The organism is Proteus sp. fly-1089, from assembly GCF_040138965.1.
In the GTDB taxonomy this organism is placed as follows: Bacteria; Pseudomonadota; Gammaproteobacteria; order Enterobacterales; family Enterobacteriaceae; genus Proteus; species Proteus vulgaris_B.
Genome location: NZ_JBEETS010000006.1, coordinates 1 through 17,616 on the forward strand (window position 1 = coordinate 1; position 17,616 = coordinate 17,616).

Sequence of the window (17,616 nt, forward strand, 5' to 3'; positions counted from 1 at the left end):
AAGACTGGATTGGCGTGGTAGAAGCCCGTGGTTATGTCAATGTATTTGCTGAATGGTCAGGGACTGATATTCACTAACAGTCAGGCTAGTCTATCAGCGGGTATAAATTTAGTGTTTATACCCGTTTTACTTTTGAACCTATATTATGCGATCTAGATTAACGGTATTATAGTGTGGTTTATTACTGATTATTAAAAAGCGAATTAAAGAGATAGAATGAAAAAAATATTAGAATTTATCAGTACATTAGCATTATCAGCACTAACATTTTCAGCCCATGCCCTTTATGTAGGTTCTGAGGTTTTTACTCTTGAATCTGATAAAACTTTTTTCTCTCGCACTTATCTTAATAATACAGACAGAACGAATCTTTATAAAATTCATGTCTATAAAATCGAAAAACCGGGAGGTAAAGAAAAAGATGAAAAACAACTCCCTATAGATGATGGTGAAATACTTTATACACCTTTGCAAAAGGTATTATTACCTAATGAACATGAGTTTTTTAAATTATTTTATAAAGGTGTCAAAGACGATAAAGAGCGTTATTACCGTATTATTATTGAAGAAACACCTGTTAATTTAGTACCTTATCAAGAAAATAGTAAACAACCTTTAGTCGTTCCGACTGTCGGATTAAACACCGTGATGGTTATTCGTCCTCGTGAAATGAAATTCAGTTATGATCATAATAATGTTGCTGGCACCATCAAAAACACAGGCAATACTTATTTCCGTTTACTGCTAAATGATAAATGCGATTCTGACGAAGAAAATGCCAAGATATTACAGCTATTACCCGGCGAAAGTTACCAACATCCTTGGCTAAAGAAAGAGCATAAACAATTTATTATTGCCTTTGACCGTTATATTGGGTTAAAGAATAATTGTGCTACAAACTAACCTTAATGCTGATAAAAAAATAAAGGTAGCCTAATAAGCTACCTTTTTTATTGTAAAACGAATCATTCTGCCGACACCATTACCTTTCCTATTATTTCCTCTCATTTGAAAGAAAATGTAACTTTGTTAAATATATAATTTTTGTAAATACATAATTAATTAAATTAATTTATATCTTGTCATATTTATCATTTTTAACTTTTGACCAATAATCATAAAAAGACAATAACAACAACATAGACTATTGATTATTAATAGTTTTACATTATTAACGATAAAGTTATTTTTATTACATTTTATTCCTATTTTTTTATGACGTTTTAAATAAACTATTTTTCAAATTTATACGATAATTTATCTAATGAGTCATCTTTTTTAGATGCTCATAATTTTATTTATAAATTCATGAAAAAAACTTTTTAGCCGATATTGCTATTAACGTCGATAATTTTTTAGGAATAAACCATGAAAAAATACCACGTACTACTAAGCTTATTACTGACAGCATTTACCACGACGGCAACTTATGCAAACAACACAACTTCAATACAAACTGTTGCAAATTGGCATGCTACAGCAGTAAAGAAACCACAGAGTGAATTAGGTGTAACCCCTTTAAATGCCCTACATTTTGAAGTGACAGAAAATGACCACTTTAATACACAAAATGGAGCTTTTGATATCACCGTTAAAGATGCCGAAGGAGCAACAGACTTTAAATTGACTTCGAAAATTATTAGTAATGAACTTAAAAATGCGACTGATAATTCTGTATTAACAGTGAAAGCAAACTGGAACGGCAAAACATTATCAAATAATCAAGAAACCGTTATCCTTGATAATCAAAAAGGTATTCATCATGGACTGGTGGCTGAAAATAAAGAGTCAGAGAAAAGTGAGCTGAAAAGCCTTCAAAGTGCTTTTTTATTTAATATTATAAATGGTTCTCAAACTGCCGCATCATTGCCAGAGGGTTTATGGGAAGGCGCTTTACGTATTGAATTTACCAGTAAGTGGTCAGGCGATTTTGTAACACTCGCGGCAAGATAATTCAATCGATATACCTTAAAAGAAAAAATGCGAAAGAGCGCCTGTATGGCGCTTCTTTGTTATTCAATAGAATTAAATCAAACCTTTGGTTTATAGCTATCTTTATCGAGATCATGTTTTTTCATTCGTAAATACAGCTTTTTACGTGGAATACCTAAATAATCCGCTACATCACTGACTCGACCCGCAAATAAATATAATGCATCCTCAATTAGTCGACGCTCATATTCATCGACTAAGTTATCCAAAGGGCCTTCTGGTGGAATAATCGCTCTATGTTGTTCACTATCCACCATTTTCACAATACCTACCGCATACAATTCCGCCACATTTCGTAACTCTCGAATATTACCCGGCCAATCATAACGTTTTAAAATATCAAGATAATTACGATCAATCTTCGGTACCGTAATACCAAGTCGCTGTGCACTTTGTCTTAAAAATGCTCTAAATAGCGGAATAATATCAGGACGCCTCGCACTTAACGGAGGCAATGAAAAAGTGATTTGTGAAAAATAGTAATAAAATTCAGGGATTAATCGCCCTTCTGTTACCAATTGCTGAGTATTATTTTCTAAAATCGCAATCGTTCTAAAATGGCGCTTTCCTTGACGTTCGATATCTAACAGATAAGAGCTTAACCAACGTTGTGCTTCTGATGATAAATCATATGGAGAACGCAAAATTAATGTTCCGACTTCATCTGCCTCAATTTGAGCAATAACCTGTTTGATATCAGATAAATTTTGACAATCTACCGTTTGAATAGTTTTATCACGGTGTGGGCTTAACTCATGTAAGAGTTGAGCAAGAAGGTGACGCCCCGTTCCCATCTCACCTTCAATCATTAAGTCTTTATCGATATCAGCAATTTGTTGTACTTGTTCTCTGATCGCTGTGATTTGTGCGCTGTCACCCACTAATCGCTCTTGAGTAGTGCTGATTACCGCATTTCTAAGGGCAAGAATAGACTGTCGTTCTTTATGTGCTTTTGCCACCAACTCTAAGAATAATGGCGGATTAATTGGCTTTTCAATAAAGTCATAAGCACCTTTTTTTACCGCTTCAACGGCCAACGGTATATCGCCATGCCCTGTGATCATAATAACTGGGATACGAGGATCAATATGTTTAATGCGTTCAAGCACCTCCATACCATTCATAGCAGGCATATAAATATCGAGTACAACAGCCCCCTGCCACTCTGGAGTTAAAAGGCTAAGTGCTTTTTCAGGCGAGTCAGTCACCCTGGCAACCATACCCGCGAGATTAAGCAAATGACGATAAGATTCAAGAATATCTTCATCATCATCAATTAATAGAACATCAATATCAGGCATGAGTGATTGTGTCATCAGTAAACTCCAAAACAACCATAGCGCCACCGTTTAGCGCCGAGGCCAAATAAATTTCATAGCCAAACCGTTGCATAATAGAACGGCAAATAGATAACCCTAACCCAAGCCCCACATCTTTTGTAGTGGTAAACGGGGTAAAAAGTTTTGGTAAAACAGCAGAATTGAACCCTTTTCCACTATCAGCGATCCCCACCAATTTTCTTTTAGGATCAGCAGATAAGAGATCAACAGTGATCTGGCTTTCACCAATACCCGCAATGGCATCCATCGCATTAACAAATAGATTAACCAAGACTTGCTCGATTTGTGTCGGATCGGCACAAATGGTTAATTCATCAGGAATATTATTCGTAATGATGCACTGCTCTCGTTTGGAACGAGACTCTACCAGCACCATTGCACTTTCCACCAGCTCTTTTAATGGTGCTGATACAAAACTAATTTCAGATGATGATTTACGAGAGAAATTACGCAATGCTGTAATAATTCGATTCATTCGCGCACAAAGCTTTTCGATGCGCTCTATAGAATCAGGCAATTGATCGTATTTTTCCATCTGTATGGTTAGTTTTGCACTATACAAATAGGTATTAATTGCAGAAAGAGGTTGATTAAGTTCATGCGCAAGGCTTGTCATTGCTTGTCCTACAACCGCCATTTTAGCCGCTTGTACTAGCTCTTCTTGCGTTTGAATTAAGTGTTTTTGTGCTTGTTCACGACGCACAATCTCTTCATTTAACTGCTGATTCTTATCTTGTAAATCTTGTGTTTTTAATGCCACCAGCCTTTGAAGTTCTAATCGACTTAACTCTTGGCGCGTAATATCCGTGATAGTAACAATATATTTATGCTCATCTTTATGCGGATACTCTCGAATATTAAATTGTAAAAAATGAGGTTCACCTGCTTTTACCATGCGAATAGTACATTCACTCTGCCCTAAACGATAAAGCTGACTAGTTGAGCTAAATTGCGCTTTAAGCATTGTGCTCGCCTCGCCACTAAACAGTAACCAAAGAGGCTTATTACTTTGCTCTTTTCCTGTTCCTAATAACGTTGCCGCACTTGGATTAACCGTTTCCATCCTGCCATCGTGGTGGCAAGTAATTAAACTTGCATCAGTGTTATTGATAAGATTTAACGCATTACTAGCTTCAACTTCTTTCATTTGACGCCAAAAACGACGAAGTCGCCGACTTAATAAACCAATTTCATCTTGCCCTTCAATCAATACTGGCTCGGTTAAATTACCTTTGGCAACATGCGCTAAGTCATCACTTAGTTTATTCAATCTTGCGATAAGTCTTCTATCAATTAAGATTTTCATCACAATAATACTGAGCAATAAAGAAGCGACAATAATCGCCACAATAACAATTTTTCCCGTTGCCATCAGTTTACGGGTATTGCCATTGAGTTTATTTAACACTTCACTGGTCGCCAAAACATTACCACTTACTGCATTATCAAACTGAGATAACTTTTCATTTAATTCAGGGGTTAATGCTTTAAGCTTTTTTTCGTTTTCTACATCATCAATCAGTGTTTGATAGATATCACCGTCATAACGGGTGATCGCAATAATCTCTTGTAATACTTGGCGGTGAGCAATAGTCGAAGGATAGCTCTTTAGCTTTTGATTTAACGAAATAATTTCATCAATTTTGACACTGATATAGTGAAAGGCAACATCAATATCACGGCTATAACGTTGGTGAGCAATTTCTTCAACTAAACCAATTAATTCATTCTCAGTGGTAAATAATTCTTGTAATAACGTTGATTCTAATAACAATTGTAAGCTATTTTCCTGCACATTTTTTTCATTGAGCATTTGGCTGACATGCCACTCTATTTCATTAAGTAGCGGTTTAATATCTTCACCAACCGCGTCATGCATCCAAGCCAACTGTCCCAATAATTGAGCAAGGCGATTCTCTAACTCACGCCGTTTATCTAGTAATACATCCTGTTGATTAATGAGCTCAGATAGTTCATCAACAAGTTGAGTATAAAAGTCACGTTGCGGTGTTTGTTCAATAGGGAATTCACGTAAACTATCTAATAACTGATGAATTTCCTGCTGTTGTTGCTCTGAAACTGATTTTCTCTGTGTCTGCTCTCGCTCTTTTAATAGCATTTGTAAATTGGTGCTATAACGCTCCATATTATAGCTGGTGGTTAACATCGGTAGAGATTCTCCCACTGATGCATTAATTTGTGTCGCCAGTTTTCCCCACATAAAAAAGATAACCACACCAATCAATAAGGTGAGTAAAGAACTAAAGATAAACGCCATATACAGGCGTCTACCTAGTTTGCCAAATTGTTTAGGCACTAATAATTTCATCCGTAATACCTTTCATAAAAACAGCGCTTCCTGCTGTATATCTGAACCACAAGGCGGTTAGGGTGATTTTGTCTCTTTCAATAAAACCAGTGCTTGCTCGAGCCTTTCAGCTTCTAATGTACGCCATTGGTACAGCACTGCTAATGCTTGATCAGAGTATTCTCGCTGATCGGCTTCCTTCATAAATAATGCTTGTAATGTTGGTGAATTTGCCTCTTTTTCACTAATAAGCACCGAACTTGCTATTTTTCTTGCTTTACTGATCGCAGTAATACGTTCTGGGGTTTTATTTTCCTGTCTTTCTGCTTCATGGATATCATTCCAAACTTGGCGCATTAAAGGAAAATTATGCGTGATCATTTGATCAAATAACGCATTAACGACTTCACTACGACGATAAGCCTCATTGCTGTTTAAAATAAATTCTGTGTTATTAGCAAGTTCATCGTTATTGCGTAAGATCTCTTTACTTAATGGGATCTTTGCCATATCACTTTTATAGATGATCTCTTGTCCTTCATCCGATAAAAGAAAGGCAATAAATTTGGCCGCAGTGTCTCTTTTACTGCTTTCCGCCACAATGGCGACATAAGCAGGTAAAATAATCGATTTATCAAAATAGCTAAACTCAACAAAATCAAAGCGTTTTTGATGGTTAAAAGCGTAGTTATCAATAATTGGCCCAGCGCCGACAATACCTCTGGCGATAGCATCACTGACACGTGAACTACGTGCGGAAATGGAAGAAAGATTACCACTCGTTTCCAGTAAGATCTGCCATCCTCGCTCCCAGCCATACTCTTGTAGCACATTTTCCACCATCAATTGCATCGTGCCAGAGTTCGCCGGTGTGGTCATGGTTAAGTGCCCTTGATAAATTGGATCACTTAAATCAATCCAACTTTTCGGTGCAGGAAGCCCCAACTTTTGCAAGTATTGTGTATTGCTCATAATACCAATACCGGAATAGCCAACCGTGGTTATCTTATCGTTTAAGATATCACTATGGCGAGTTAACCATTTTGGCGTTTCATAATTAACAGGTAACCGCGCCAGTAGCCCTTCTCTATCTAGATGATGGAAAAAGTTAGCCGAGGACGACATCACAATATCCACAGGTTGTGTGGGATATTGCTTCATCATACGTGTTGCTATCGCGACACGACGATAAACCACTTGCACTTTGGTATCAGGATAACGTGCGCTAAAAGCTTCAGTGAGTGGTCGCATTGGTGTATCTGAAAGTGTCGTCAGTATAACAAGTGGCTGCTCATCACTACGTACCGGAGTGATAAACAGCCAACTAAACAATAAACAGACGAGGCTAAGTGTTATTTTTATTCTCATGACATACCCCTGGTTTTGTTTTGAATAAACATAAAAATGTGTCGAACTTCAAACTTCTGATATTTAGCAATATTTATTATTTTTAGCTAATGAGTCCTTAATGACCCATTTACAACAATGATACGACGATATCTTCACTCATTTTTAAACCAACGCCTAATAGCAATGTTACAAATTTGACTCACCGATTCAGCAGAATGTGTCATCGATGACTCAAATTCCGTGTTTTGCGCCAAGATGACCTAAATGAATAGCATCAGCTCTGAAAACCAAAATCAGCTTCAGACATGAATAATATTCGGAGTCATCTCTATGCTAAGTTTCTTTAAAACCAGAAAGGATCTGCCGCTAATAGAAGCGTCAAGTGAAAAGATCCGCGCAATATATAAAAAGCACCAATGGCAGGTCTTCTTTGGTCTTGTTCTTGGTTATGCCATGTTCTATGTGGTTCGTATGGCACTCGGTGTGGTGAAAAAACCTATGCTGGATGCAGGTATCGTAACCACCGCTGAACTGGGTTTAATGGGTTCTGCGTTCTTCTTTACCTATGCATTTGGTAAGTTCTCTAACGGCTTCTTGTCAGATTATGCCAACATTGGACGCTTTATGTCCATCTCGTTGATTGCCTCTTCCTTTGTTTGTATCTTCATGGGAATGTCAACGGCGAGCCTGTTCTTTATCCTGTTATGGGGTATTAACGGCTGGTTCCAATCTGTGGGTTCAGCACCTTCTTGTGTCTCTATCTTCCAATGGTTCTCACCAAAACAACGCGGTACGGTTTATTCCATCTGGGGTGGCTCGCGTAATATCGGTGAAGCAATTACGTGGATCTTGACTGCAACCATAGTGAGCTTCTTTGGCTGGCGTGCAGGTTTTATCGGTGCGGGTATCGCAGGTATTGCGGCAGGTATCATTTTACTGATGATTTTAAAAGACCGTCCTCGTACTTATGGTTTGCCTGATCCAGCAACTGCGTATGGCGAAGAGTCAGAAGCGGTTAAATCAAGTGATCCTAAAGAAACTCGTCGCGCTCAGTTATTCGTATTAAAACAACCAACAGTGTGGATCATTGCAGCAGCATGTGCGGCTATGTATATCTCTCGCTACGCAATCAGTTCATGGGCCGTTCTTTACCTACAAGGTTCAAAAGGTTACTCACTGATTGATGCTGGTTTCGCCATGTCTACTTACCCTATTGCTGGTTTCTTCGGCGCAATCTTAGCGGGTATGGCTTCTGACAAACTGTTTAACGCTAACCGTCATATTCCAACACTCATTTATGGTATCGCCAACATCGCTGGTTTTGCACTGATGTTCTGGGGTCCACAAAGCCGTGTTATGGATGCTGTTGCATTAAGTATGGTTGGTTTTGCAATGGGTGGTCTGGTTGTTTTCTTAGCAGGTTTGACCGCTTGTGACCTGATGCCGAAAAACGCAGTAGGTGCAGTAAAAGGCTTTATCGGACTGTTCGCTTACATTGCAGCATCAGCGCAAGAACTGATTTCAGCATCACTGATCAAAGTCACTCAAGTTGGTGATGTCACTAACTACGACTTCACCACAGTACAGTATTTCTGGATAGGTTCTGCCATCGTTTCCATGATTTTAGCGACGCTAGTCTGGAATGCGAAAAAAGTTACCATGGATTAATGAATTAATTAAGTTGTCATCAAGGGATACCGTTGGGTATCCCTCTTTAAAAAGAGAATGTCATTATGCGTAAGACAAAAATTGTTGCGACTCTTGGCCCAGCTAGCTGTTCAGAACAGATGATTGAAAAGCTGATTATGGCGGGTGCTAACGTATTTCGTTTAAACTTTTCACATGGCACACGCGAACAGCATCAGGCTACTGCCGCAACTATCCGTCAGGTCGCAGAAAAACATCGTGTATTTATCGGGATCTTAGCTGACCTGCAAGGCCCGAAGATCCGCATCGCTAACTTTAAAAATGATTCAATTCAATTAAAACAAGGCGATAGCTTTATTCTAAATGCAGATTTAGACAGCACATTAGGCGATGAGCAACAAGTGGGATTGGATTACCCACAACTTGTTCAGGAAGTCACACCAGGGAATATTCTGTTACTTGATGATGGCAATATTCAATTACAAGTTAGTACCGTAAATAATAATAAAATAGAAACAATTGTTACTGTTGGTGGAAAATTATCTAACCGTAAAGGGATTAACTTACTCGGTGGTGGTTTATCTGCACCTGCATTAACAGAGAAAGACAAACAAGACATACACACAGCAGCCGCTATTCAAGCAGATTACATTGCCGTTTCATTCCCACGCAATGGTGCGGATATTGAATATGCCCGTAATTTAGTGATCGCAGCAGGAAGTCACGCCAAAATCGTTGCTAAAGTTGAGCGCGCAGAAGTGGTTTCGTGTGAAGAAAATATGGATGACATTATTAAAGCATCTGATGTCATTATGGTAGCACGAGGCGATCTCGCAGTTGAAATTGGTGATGCCAGCTTACCAGGCGCACAAAAACAACTCATTGCACGTTGTCGCGCATTAGGCTGCCCAGTTATTACTGCAACCCAAATGATGGAATCGATGATTGAAAGCCCTATGCCAACTCGTGCCGAAGTGATGGATATCGCGAATGCCGTTGGTGATGGCACTGATGCTGTGATGCTTTCCGCTGAAACTGCGGCAGGAAAATATCCTGTTGAAACAGTTAGTGCAATGGCACGTGTTGCTGAAGGAGCCGAACGCTCTTTTGCTGCTAATGCTGAAAACCCATGGCAATCACCGTCTTATTACTCACAAACAGGCCGTTGGATTGCTTTAGCTGCCGCGACAACAGCCTTCCATGATGACAAACATTTAAGTGTTGCCGCACTAACGGAAAATGGTAAATCAGTGACCTTATTGTCACGTTTTATGCCAAATAACAACGTATATGCATTAACAGATAATCCAGCACTTGCTGGTCAATTGACTGTATTACGTGGTGTAACGCCTGTGGCTTATCAACGTAAAAACAACAATGACTGCGATGAAAGCATCATGCAAAAACTGCAAGCAGAGGGATTATTAACAGACATGAATTCACTCTTGATCACTCGTTTATCAACCTTTGAAAAAACCGGTGAAAGCGATTGTTGTCATCTTGTTCCTGTAAAACAAGTTGAAGCTGCAACAGCTTGAGTGTCTTCCATCAAGGGGCTTATGAGAGAGGCAACCTGAAGTAAATAACAAGAAAAAGAGCACACCAAAATCATTTTAGCCACAGGGACTGTGGCTATTTTTCGTTTAGAGACTTCCATCAACATGGCAAGGATAGGCATCTTGTAATGCCAAAATATAAATTAACTCCAACGGCGTTTCTTTTTGTTTTTTCTTCACTTCAGGATTTTTATCTAAATAAGCATCAATGTGCTTAACCATAAAATCGCCATTTTGTTCTACTTTCGGAGGTGGGCAATAAAGAGGACGAAAATCATCGTTATTTTGATTTTCAATTTTTATGGCAACAGCATAAAAATTAAATCCATTCGCAATACCGTTTAGATACGCTTGTGTCACCGATTCTAGTTGTTTATTAGAAGGATGGTCTAAGGCTAATAATCGTTTTACCTCAAGATAACCGCTTAATGTTACTGCCTGTGAATAAAGTGGGAGTAGCAGTAACATCCCTATTAACCCTTTTAATAACATTCCTTTTTTCATGCTAATTTTCTCTTTAGTTCAATAGATATTGATTTCATTCTAGTCGTTTTATTGCTCTAAGAATATGTGCAACGAATATATACATTGAAGATCTTTTAGAAGATCTGATTGTACAAATCAGACTCATCAAATTGTGATCACAAACGCATTTAGGATGGTTTCTAAACTAATTAGTCTTAATGTACTTTACAAAGTAAATAAAACGGTGCATAACTATCAAACATAGACGATTTTATATAAAAAAAACATCTTTTAGTTTTGTTTCTAAACAAATGGAGTAGTAACGTGACACCGAACGTACCCAATACATTACGGCAAATGAATGCCTCGCTTGTATTAAATGTCATTCGTCATCAAGGTCCTTTGTCACGGGCTCAGATAGCCAAAATTAGCGGGATTACAAAAGCGACAGTGTCTGAAATTATTAACGATCTCCTTGAAGAAAAAATCGTTTATGAAAGCGGTGTCAGTTCGCCAGCAGGACAAGGCAGAAAAGGTATTTTAGTTAACTTTGATCCTCAACACAGTTTAGGTGTCAGCATTGATTTAGGCGGGACCAAAATCGCCTATGCGGTTTTTAACTTAGATGCCGAATTGTTGTATGAATATCAAGAGCCAACCTTTGATACTGACGATCGTGATCACTTTATTACGCAATTTGCACAAAGTATTGAAAATGTGATCGAAAAAAGCGGCATAGATCGCCAAAAGATCAATGTTATCGGTGTCGCCACACCAGGGATCATCGATATCAAGAATGGTGTTGTACTAGAAGGCTCTCCTAATTTACCTCAATGGGATAATTTGCCTTTAGCACAACAACTTACAGAAAAACTCAATGTACCCGTTGTACTCGAAAATGATATTCGTGCGGCTCTTGTGGGTGAAATGTGGAAAGGCCGATGCCGTCATACGCACAGTTGTGCGCTGATTGGTATCGGTACGGGTTTAGGCTCCGCTTTACTGATGGATGGAAAAGTTATTCGTGGCGCAAACAATGCTGCCGGTGAAATCGGCTATATGATGTTTGCTCGTGAGCACCTCTTTAGAAACTGGCGCAATAAAGGATGCTTTGAGAGTTTCTGTTCTGGCTCAGGTTTAAGTGAACGTATAGCGAGCTTACGAGGAGAAAATCTTAGTGCTATTGAGATTATTCAAGCCTCACAACAAGGTGATCCTCTGGCTCAATCCTTAGTTGAGGAAATGGCAGATTATCTTGCTATTGGCATTATGAACTTAGTCGCCATTGCAAATCTGGAAAAAGTGGTATTAACAGGCGGGATCACTCGCTCTGCTGACACCTTTTTACCGCGTGTTCAGGCAAATCTAGATAGACATTTATTTGCTAACACCAAAGTGAATATCGAGCTGTCTGAATTATGGGAAAAAGGCCCGCTTTATGGCATTGCCATTCTTGCCTTGGCTACGGTTTATCCATCAATTCAATTTATGCCCGAGATCCAACTGAGATAACCCTAATAAAAAAGTACCTAAACGAGATGGGAGCAACTCATGGCAGGAATACATCTTCACCCACATGATATTTTAGACGAAGGTATGTCCGCTATACTTCAACGCCTTGATGGCATGAAGCATATCGAGCATTTATTTGTCGAAATTAATACCATTTTTGAACGTAACCCTTACCCTGTTGGTGATTTACCTCATAACCCTATTCATAATGTGGTTATGGGAACAGGTACACTACACATCAACACTCATACCGATTTCCCTCGTCTGAACCAACGTGTTGATCCCACCATTTTAGCGGGTGCCGATCCGCTAATGACAATAAAAAAAGCCACTGATGGTGGAAAATATAAAGTCATTCCATGGGCTAATATTCTTAATGGCGATTTCGCTGGAGATGTAGAAAGCAATCAGGTTGTGGATTTTAAAGGTCGTCCACAAGCACATTGGCTCTGCCCTAACGCTCCTGATGTCGCTCAATTATGGCAAAAGACATTCACCGCATTAAAACAAAACTACGGTTACGACACCTTTTTAATTGACCGAATTCGTTTCCCTGATTGGGCAGGTAAAGAAGTGAATCCCGCAGGATTATTTACTTGTTTTTGCCCACACTGTGAAAAGAAAATGGTACAGCAAGGTTTGCCTATTAACGAAATCAAACATCGTCTCGCAGCTTTAGCTGATTCATTGAAACAAGGGGATTTCGAAACACCTGTTACCGCATTAAAAGAAGAGCCTTTGTTAAAAGCATGGCAAACATTTCGCCAACAAAGTGTGACTCAATTAGTTGAAAAATTACTGTCTGATGCCAAACAAACTGCGGGTGGCATTACGTTATGGCTTGATCTATGGCCACCAGCTTATAGTTGGATCTTAGGTCAAAATTATCATGAATTAACCCGTTATTCTTCGACACTCAAACATTTCCCTTATCATAAATTAGGGGGAGGTGCAGATGTTCAAGGGTTAATTAATTATTTTGCCCATGATAGCGAAAGCCAAGAACGTGCATTTACTGCGTTCAAACGCTTATTTGAATTACCTTATGATATTTCATACGAAACCTTTAAACAGCAAGGTTTTCCTATTCACTTTGTTGCTGAACAAAATAATAAAGTTCGCCAGCTTTCACAGCCAAATACCTTTATTTATAGTGGTATTCAAATGTGGAATTTACCTGCCTCTCAATTAATCGAAGCCGTTATTGCAGCAGAAGAAAGTGCTTGTGATGACTTACTTTATTATTGCTATGGATGGGCTACTCAAGAATTATTTGATGCAATTGGTAAACACAACACACCTAATAATAACGCCTATAACAACATGATTAAATAATAATACACCGTGGAAAATCAGGATAAAATTATGGCTAAACAACAAAAATGGAAAGTCTTTTTCCTTCTGTTTGTCACGATGTTTTTACTCGGTGGCATTCAAAATACAAAAGGGCTTATTCTCGAACAAGTTCAACATGATATTTCATTAAATATGAGCCAAGTTGGCTCATTAATTACCTTTTTCCAAATCGGTTTTTTAATTGCCAGTTTATTAACGGGTTATTTTACCGATAAGAAAGGGTTAAAAGTCATGATGTTTATTGGCTCACTGATGATGGCTGTTGGTTTAACAGGAACCAGCCTTGCTTTTAATGTGATGCTATTTTTTGGCTTTTATCTGGTTATTGGATTAGGTATTGGCTCAATGCTTGTCTCTATCGTTACCGTTATTCCGACTTTCTATAAAGAGAAAGCGGGCATGATGTTTAACGTCTCCAATGCAATGTTTGGCGTAGGGATGATTGTCACTCCGCTAATTTTACAATATCTATTTTCACACTCTATTTCATGGCGTACTTTTTATGTGGGTGTTGCCGTTATTGTTGCGGTCATTATTCTCGTATTGAGTACATTAAAAATAGAAAACAGCGCACAAGTCGATATGAAATTCAGTGACTTTTTAGAGTTACTGACACAAAAATCGCTATTATTGGTTATCTTATTTATTACGCTGTATGTTGCTGCTGAAGCCGCTTTCTTAAATTTCTTCCCTATTTTCTATACCTCTATGGATATTGGAAATATGAGTAGCGCGCAAAAAGCAGAAACAGCCGCTTATGTGATTTCCAGTTTTGCATTCTTATTTACTATTGGCCGTTTTATTGGTGGCTTTATTAACCTTGCATTGGGTGATCGCAAAACACTTATTCTATTTTCATTATTTTCTCTGATAGCCATTATTGTAAGCCGTATCTTTGTACAAAATATTGTTTATCTGTTTATGGTATTTGGTTTTGCATTATCAGTGCTGTTTCCAACAGCAGCCGCCGTTGCCACAAAATTAACCAGCAAAAGTGGCTCGGTGATGGGATTGATTTATGTTGCTTCTGGATTGGGTGGTGCGTTAGCAGGTTCATTAATTGGCCAAGTATCAGAAAGCTATAATGTTTCTGTTGGCTTTAACCTGATTATTGTATTTGTCGCCCTCTTCTTTATTATTTCTCTGTTTATTAGAGAACAAAAACAATAACAACAACCGTTATGCCTCTGAAATTTACCCCTCTCTATGAGGGGTTTTTTATTTCTATCGCAGTAAGTTAAGGTACATTTCCCTTTTTATTTTGTTGATTTTTTCACCATCGCCCTAATAATAGTATTTATATTCACTGCAAAAATAGGAGAATATAATGGCGAGTGGATGGGCTAATGATAGTGCTGTTCAAGAGCAAATAGATGCCACCATTGATGATGCAATTGCAAGAGCTCGCAACCAAATGGCACAAGGTGAAAGTGCAGAGTTTTGTGATGAATGTGGTGAGCCAATCTCTCCAGCTCGGCAAAAAGCCGTTCCTGGTGTGCGTTATTGTTTAAACTGCCAAGAGGCAATTGATAAAAAAAATAATGCCTTTAGTGGATATAATCGCCGTGGTAGCAAAGATAGCCAACTCAGATAATCTGTAATTATTATCATATAAAATAAAAACTGTACCTTAATATGAATTTTCTCGATTAAAGTACAGTTTATTTTATTTAATCAGACAATGATTTAATTAGATTTTCGCAACCTTTTTTGAGCTCATATTTTGACTCATTTCGGTTAATATTTTCATAAAATTATCAATATGTGTACGTTCCGTATTTGGATTCATAAATACCGCTTTTTCACCTGGAAGGTAAACGTAACGGTTATTTTTCGCATATTTCGAGCAGGCAATAGAATCTACCCAGTTAGTAAATAATCCTTCTCTACCACGTTGTAAGAAAAGTTTTCTATGCCATTGTGTGTTATGAACCATAAAGTCATATGCTTCTTTATCTGTAGAGCACGTTAACTCTAAATCAAAGGCAACATTAGGATCTTTCACTAAGTTTGGATCATACAGTTTAAAACCAACACTTGGACCTTGGTTTTGAGGAACGATAACTTTTGCATTACCCATCTCTAACAACTGATGGCGCATGTAGTTCGCGTTTTGCAAACAGTGAGCAATGATGGTTTGGTAACCTTCAATCCCCATATAGTGCATTGCAGAATAAGCACCAAAGATACCCACACCACTACGTGTACATTCAATAGTGGATTGTAAGTGAGTCTGCCCTTCTAATTCGTGCTCAAAATAGGTGAAGTTTTCAGGATCGTTTTCCAGTGCCACGAAGTCATTGCCATTTTTCACTAATACTAAACTTGAGGTATAAGGCACATAGCCCCATTTATGGAAGTCGATAGTAATAGAGTCGGCATATTTCAGATGTTTAAATTTCTCTACGTTCTGACGTAAACCTTCTAAGGTGACATCATTAATTGCCAGCGGGTTACTGTTAAAATCATATTCTAAGAAGAAGATAATCGGCCAACCAACAGCGGCATCAACGTGTACGTGAGGCTTAACAGGGATCTCGAACTCTTCACATAAACGGTCACGTAACTCACAAACACCTTTCACATCATCCACACCGAAGGTGTCTGTTGTTCCTGTGGTTAACATGATAGTTGGTACTTTGCATTTAACAGTAAAACACGCTCTCAATTCACGCTCTAAGTGCTCTAAATTAATGGTGTTATCTTCAGACACTTTAATACGGATGGTTTTGTTATCAACATCAACACCTAACAGCGCAAGGTTAGTCATGTTTGAGTAGTGACCACCTTGAGAGTTAATGATGCGATAATCTTGATCTGCTGCCATACCTAAGTGTTTAGAATTAGGCATAGATTTGCGTAAACCAAATAGATAACCATATAAATTACACATGGTGCCACCTTGAGTGAACACACCAGATGCAACTTCAGGATCGTAACCAACCAATTTAGCGACTTTTTTAATCGTCACTTTTTCTAACGCATCAGCGACACCTGAATATTCACAATACACCATGTTAGGGTTGCCCATTAACCCCAAGATTGAACCATAAACACCCGGATCACTTGGCATTGCAATAACATTTTCAACAGCCAATGGATTTTCCCAGTTTTTACACAGTGTCGAAACTAACATCAGTAATTCATTAGGATCGTTTTCTGGGTAATTAATATTTTGTTGGATTTGCGTATCCGCCATTAAACGATCGAATAGCTGTTGCCCATTTGAGTAACGTTGTAATTGGTCATTATCATTAGTTGTTGTTTTTCTAAACTGTGTAATCGATTGGATTGTTTTATCCTGAAATATCGGCCAATACTTCGGATCTCGGCTGAAAAAGTGAGCAATAACGTCGTGGTATTTCTTCTCAAATTCCGCATTCAGAATGTTAGCAGAAGATAGACCTAATAAATCTTGATTTTTCACTATATTCTCCAAATAGAAACCGACAAAAATTTAAATTGATTGCATAGCAATACTATACATTTTCTAATTAAATTAGTTAGTGCTTCATGCGATCACATAGGTTCTGTTAGCAACCACATAAAACAAAATATTTTATTTAATATCAATACAATAGAAATCTTCGGAAAGTTAAATTTACAGATATTATTATTTCATTTATATGCTTATGTGACTGACATCACAATGAAAATAAGGCTATAAACAAAAATAATCACCTGCAATACTATTAACTATTTGAAATATAATCAAAATATAATAATAACATGCTAACCAACTGATATTACTGAATTCTTAATTTAATTAATTGAATTAATCTGTTATTTCCACAATTGGTACAGCAAAAATTACATTTAATTTAATTACAATGAGCAAAATCAAACGAAAACACTATGATATTTTTCATAATTAGCAAATTATTTTAATTTTAACCATTATTAGGTACAAAATATGGGTTAAGGTTAAAATAGAAAGCAGTCATTAATGAAAATATAAAAGAAAAAATAATCACAGATAATAGTTCTGCTAATAACAAAAATATAAGTTAAAAATAATATAGTAACCCCACTAAACAATCAGAATATTTACTCTACATTTTTTGTTTTTTTTGCCGATACTTAAAGTAAT

Annotated in this window: 13 protein-coding genes; 8 read left to right on the forward strand and 5 right to left on the reverse strand. The window is 37.7% G+C overall.

What is annotated here, in order from left to right:
• Window positions 1-216 precede the first annotated feature (216 nt).
• Both ABN080_RS13225 and ABN080_RS13230 read left to right on the forward strand, forming a co-directional pair.
• Window positions 217-903 (forward strand): fimbrial biogenesis chaperone, encoded by a 687-nt coding sequence (locus tag ABN080_RS13225; protein ID WP_349441229.1) that lies wholly within the window; start codon window positions 217-219, stop codon window positions 901-903.
• Window positions 904-1,368: 465 nt separating this feature from the next.
• The gene (locus tag ABN080_RS13230) at window positions 1,369-1,953 is read left to right on the forward strand and encodes a common pilus major fimbrillin subunit EcpA (RefSeq protein ID WP_349441230.1); all 585 of its coding nucleotides are present in this window, start codon (window positions 1,369-1,371) and stop codon (window positions 1,951-1,953) included.
• 77 nt (window positions 1,954-2,030) lie between these two features.
• On the opposite strand, the gene ABN080_RS13235 is transcribed toward ABN080_RS13230, so the two are convergent.
• The 3 genes from ABN080_RS13235 to ABN080_RS13245 are packed head-to-tail and all read right to left on the reverse strand — an operon-like array spanning window position 2,031 to window position 7,008.
• Window positions 2,031-3,308: a sigma-54-dependent transcriptional regulator gene (locus ABN080_RS13235; protein ID WP_349441231.1), complete on the reverse strand. Its 1,278-nt coding sequence runs from the start codon at window positions 3,306-3,308 to the stop codon at window positions 2,031-2,033.
• Window positions 3,286-5,661: an ATP-binding protein gene (locus ABN080_RS13240; protein WP_196554846.1), complete on the reverse strand. Its 2,376-nt coding sequence runs from the start codon at window positions 5,659-5,661 to the stop codon at window positions 3,286-3,288. Before ABN080_RS13240 ends, ABN080_RS13235 begins: the two co-directional genes overlap by 23 nt.
• Window positions 5,662-5,718: 57 nt before the next feature.
• Window positions 5,719-7,008, reverse strand: coding sequence for an ABC transporter substrate-binding protein (locus ABN080_RS13245; RefSeq protein WP_196554847.1), 1,290 nt, complete (start codon window positions 7,006-7,008; stop codon window positions 5,719-5,721).
• Between the two features lie 312 nt (window positions 7,009-7,320).
• Between ABN080_RS13245 and ABN080_RS13250 the strand changes: the two genes are divergently transcribed.
• Both ABN080_RS13250 and pyk read left to right on the forward strand, forming a co-directional pair.
• Complete coding sequence (locus ABN080_RS13250) at window positions 7,321-8,658, forward strand: MFS transporter (protein ID WP_196554848.1); 1,338 nt, start codon at window positions 7,321-7,323, stop codon at window positions 8,656-8,658.
• A gap of 65 nt (window positions 8,659-8,723) precedes the next feature.
• Complete coding sequence (gene pyk, locus ABN080_RS13255) at window positions 8,724-10,175, forward strand: pyruvate kinase (RefSeq protein WP_349441232.1); 1,452 nt, start codon at window positions 8,724-8,726, stop codon at window positions 10,173-10,175.
• A 105-nt stretch (window positions 10,176-10,280) separates the two neighbouring features.
• Here the strand turns inward: pyk and ABN080_RS13260 are convergent, their stop codons facing one another.
• A complete protein-coding gene (locus tag ABN080_RS13260; protein ID WP_349441233.1) occupies window positions 10,281-10,697 on the reverse strand; it encodes a Rap1a family protein in 417 nt (138 codons plus the stop codon).
• A 285-nt stretch (window positions 10,698-10,982) separates the two neighbouring features.
• Here ABN080_RS13260 and ABN080_RS13265 point away from each other — a divergent pair, with 285 nt between their 5' ends.
• The 4 genes from ABN080_RS13265 to ABN080_RS13280 all read left to right on the forward strand — a co-directional run bounded on the left by ABN080_RS13265 (window position 10,983) and on the right by ABN080_RS13280 (window position 15,120).
• A complete protein-coding gene (locus ABN080_RS13265; RefSeq protein WP_231619356.1) occupies window positions 10,983-12,170 on the forward strand; it encodes an ROK family transcriptional regulator in 1,188 nt (395 codons plus the stop codon).
• Window positions 12,171-12,209: 39 nt separating this feature from the next.
• Window positions 12,210-13,505 (forward strand): hypothetical protein, encoded by a 1,296-nt coding sequence (locus ABN080_RS13270; RefSeq protein WP_349441234.1) that lies wholly within the window; start codon window positions 12,210-12,212, stop codon window positions 13,503-13,505.
• A 30-nt stretch (window positions 13,506-13,535) separates the two neighbouring features.
• The gene (locus tag ABN080_RS13275) at window positions 13,536-14,696 is read left to right on the forward strand and encodes an MFS transporter (protein ID WP_349441235.1); all 1,161 of its coding nucleotides are present in this window, start codon (window positions 13,536-13,538) and stop codon (window positions 14,694-14,696) included.
• Between the two features lie 157 nt (window positions 14,697-14,853).
• Window positions 14,854-15,120 carry a DksA/TraR family C4-type zinc finger protein gene (locus ABN080_RS13280; RefSeq protein WP_072068997.1) on the forward strand — a complete coding sequence of 89 codons (267 nt, stop codon included), beginning with the start codon at window positions 14,854-14,856 and terminating at the stop codon, window positions 15,118-15,120.
• A 96-nt stretch (window positions 15,121-15,216) separates the two neighbouring features.
• Here ABN080_RS13280 and ABN080_RS13285 read toward each other — a convergent pair whose 3' ends face one another.
• On the reverse strand, window positions 15,217-16,953 hold the full coding sequence (locus ABN080_RS13285) for a pyridoxal phosphate-dependent decarboxylase family protein (RefSeq protein WP_196554851.1): 1,737 nt from the start codon (window positions 16,951-16,953) through the stop codon (window positions 15,217-15,219).
• Window positions 16,954-17,616 lie beyond the last annotated feature (663 nt).

Coding starts and splice junctions, on each gene's coding strand:
- ABN080_RS13225 (WP_349441229.1), top strand. CDS start 217: ATGAAAAAAATATTAGAATTTATCAGTACATTAGCATTATCAGCACTA.
- ABN080_RS13230 (WP_349441230.1), top strand. CDS start 1,369: ATGAAAAAATACCACGTACTACTAAGCTTATTACTGACAGCATTTACC.
- ABN080_RS13235 (WP_349441231.1), bottom strand. CDS start 3,308: ATGACACAATCACTCATGCCTGATATTGATGTTCTATTAATTGATGAT.
- ABN080_RS13240 (WP_196554846.1), bottom strand. CDS start 5,661: ATGAAATTATTAGTGCCTAAACAATTTGGCAAACTAGGTAGACGCCTG.
- ABN080_RS13245 (WP_196554847.1), bottom strand. CDS start 7,008: ATGAGAATAAAAATAACACTTAGCCTCGTCTGTTTATTGTTTAGTTGG.
- ABN080_RS13250 (WP_196554848.1), top strand. CDS start 7,321: ATGCTAAGTTTCTTTAAAACCAGAAAGGATCTGCCGCTAATAGAAGCG.
- pyk (WP_349441232.1), top strand. CDS start 8,724: ATGCGTAAGACAAAAATTGTTGCGACTCTTGGCCCAGCTAGCTGTTCA.
- ABN080_RS13260 (WP_349441233.1), bottom strand. CDS start 10,697: ATGAAAAAAGGAATGTTATTAAAAGGGTTAATAGGGATGTTACTGCTA.
- ABN080_RS13270 (WP_349441234.1), top strand. CDS start 12,210: ATGGCAGGAATACATCTTCACCCACATGATATTTTAGACGAAGGTATG.
- ABN080_RS13275 (WP_349441235.1), top strand. CDS start 13,536: ATGGCTAAACAACAAAAATGGAAAGTCTTTTTCCTTCTGTTTGTCACG.
- ABN080_RS13280 (WP_072068997.1), top strand. CDS start 14,854: ATGGCGAGTGGATGGGCTAATGATAGTGCTGTTCAAGAGCAAATAGAT.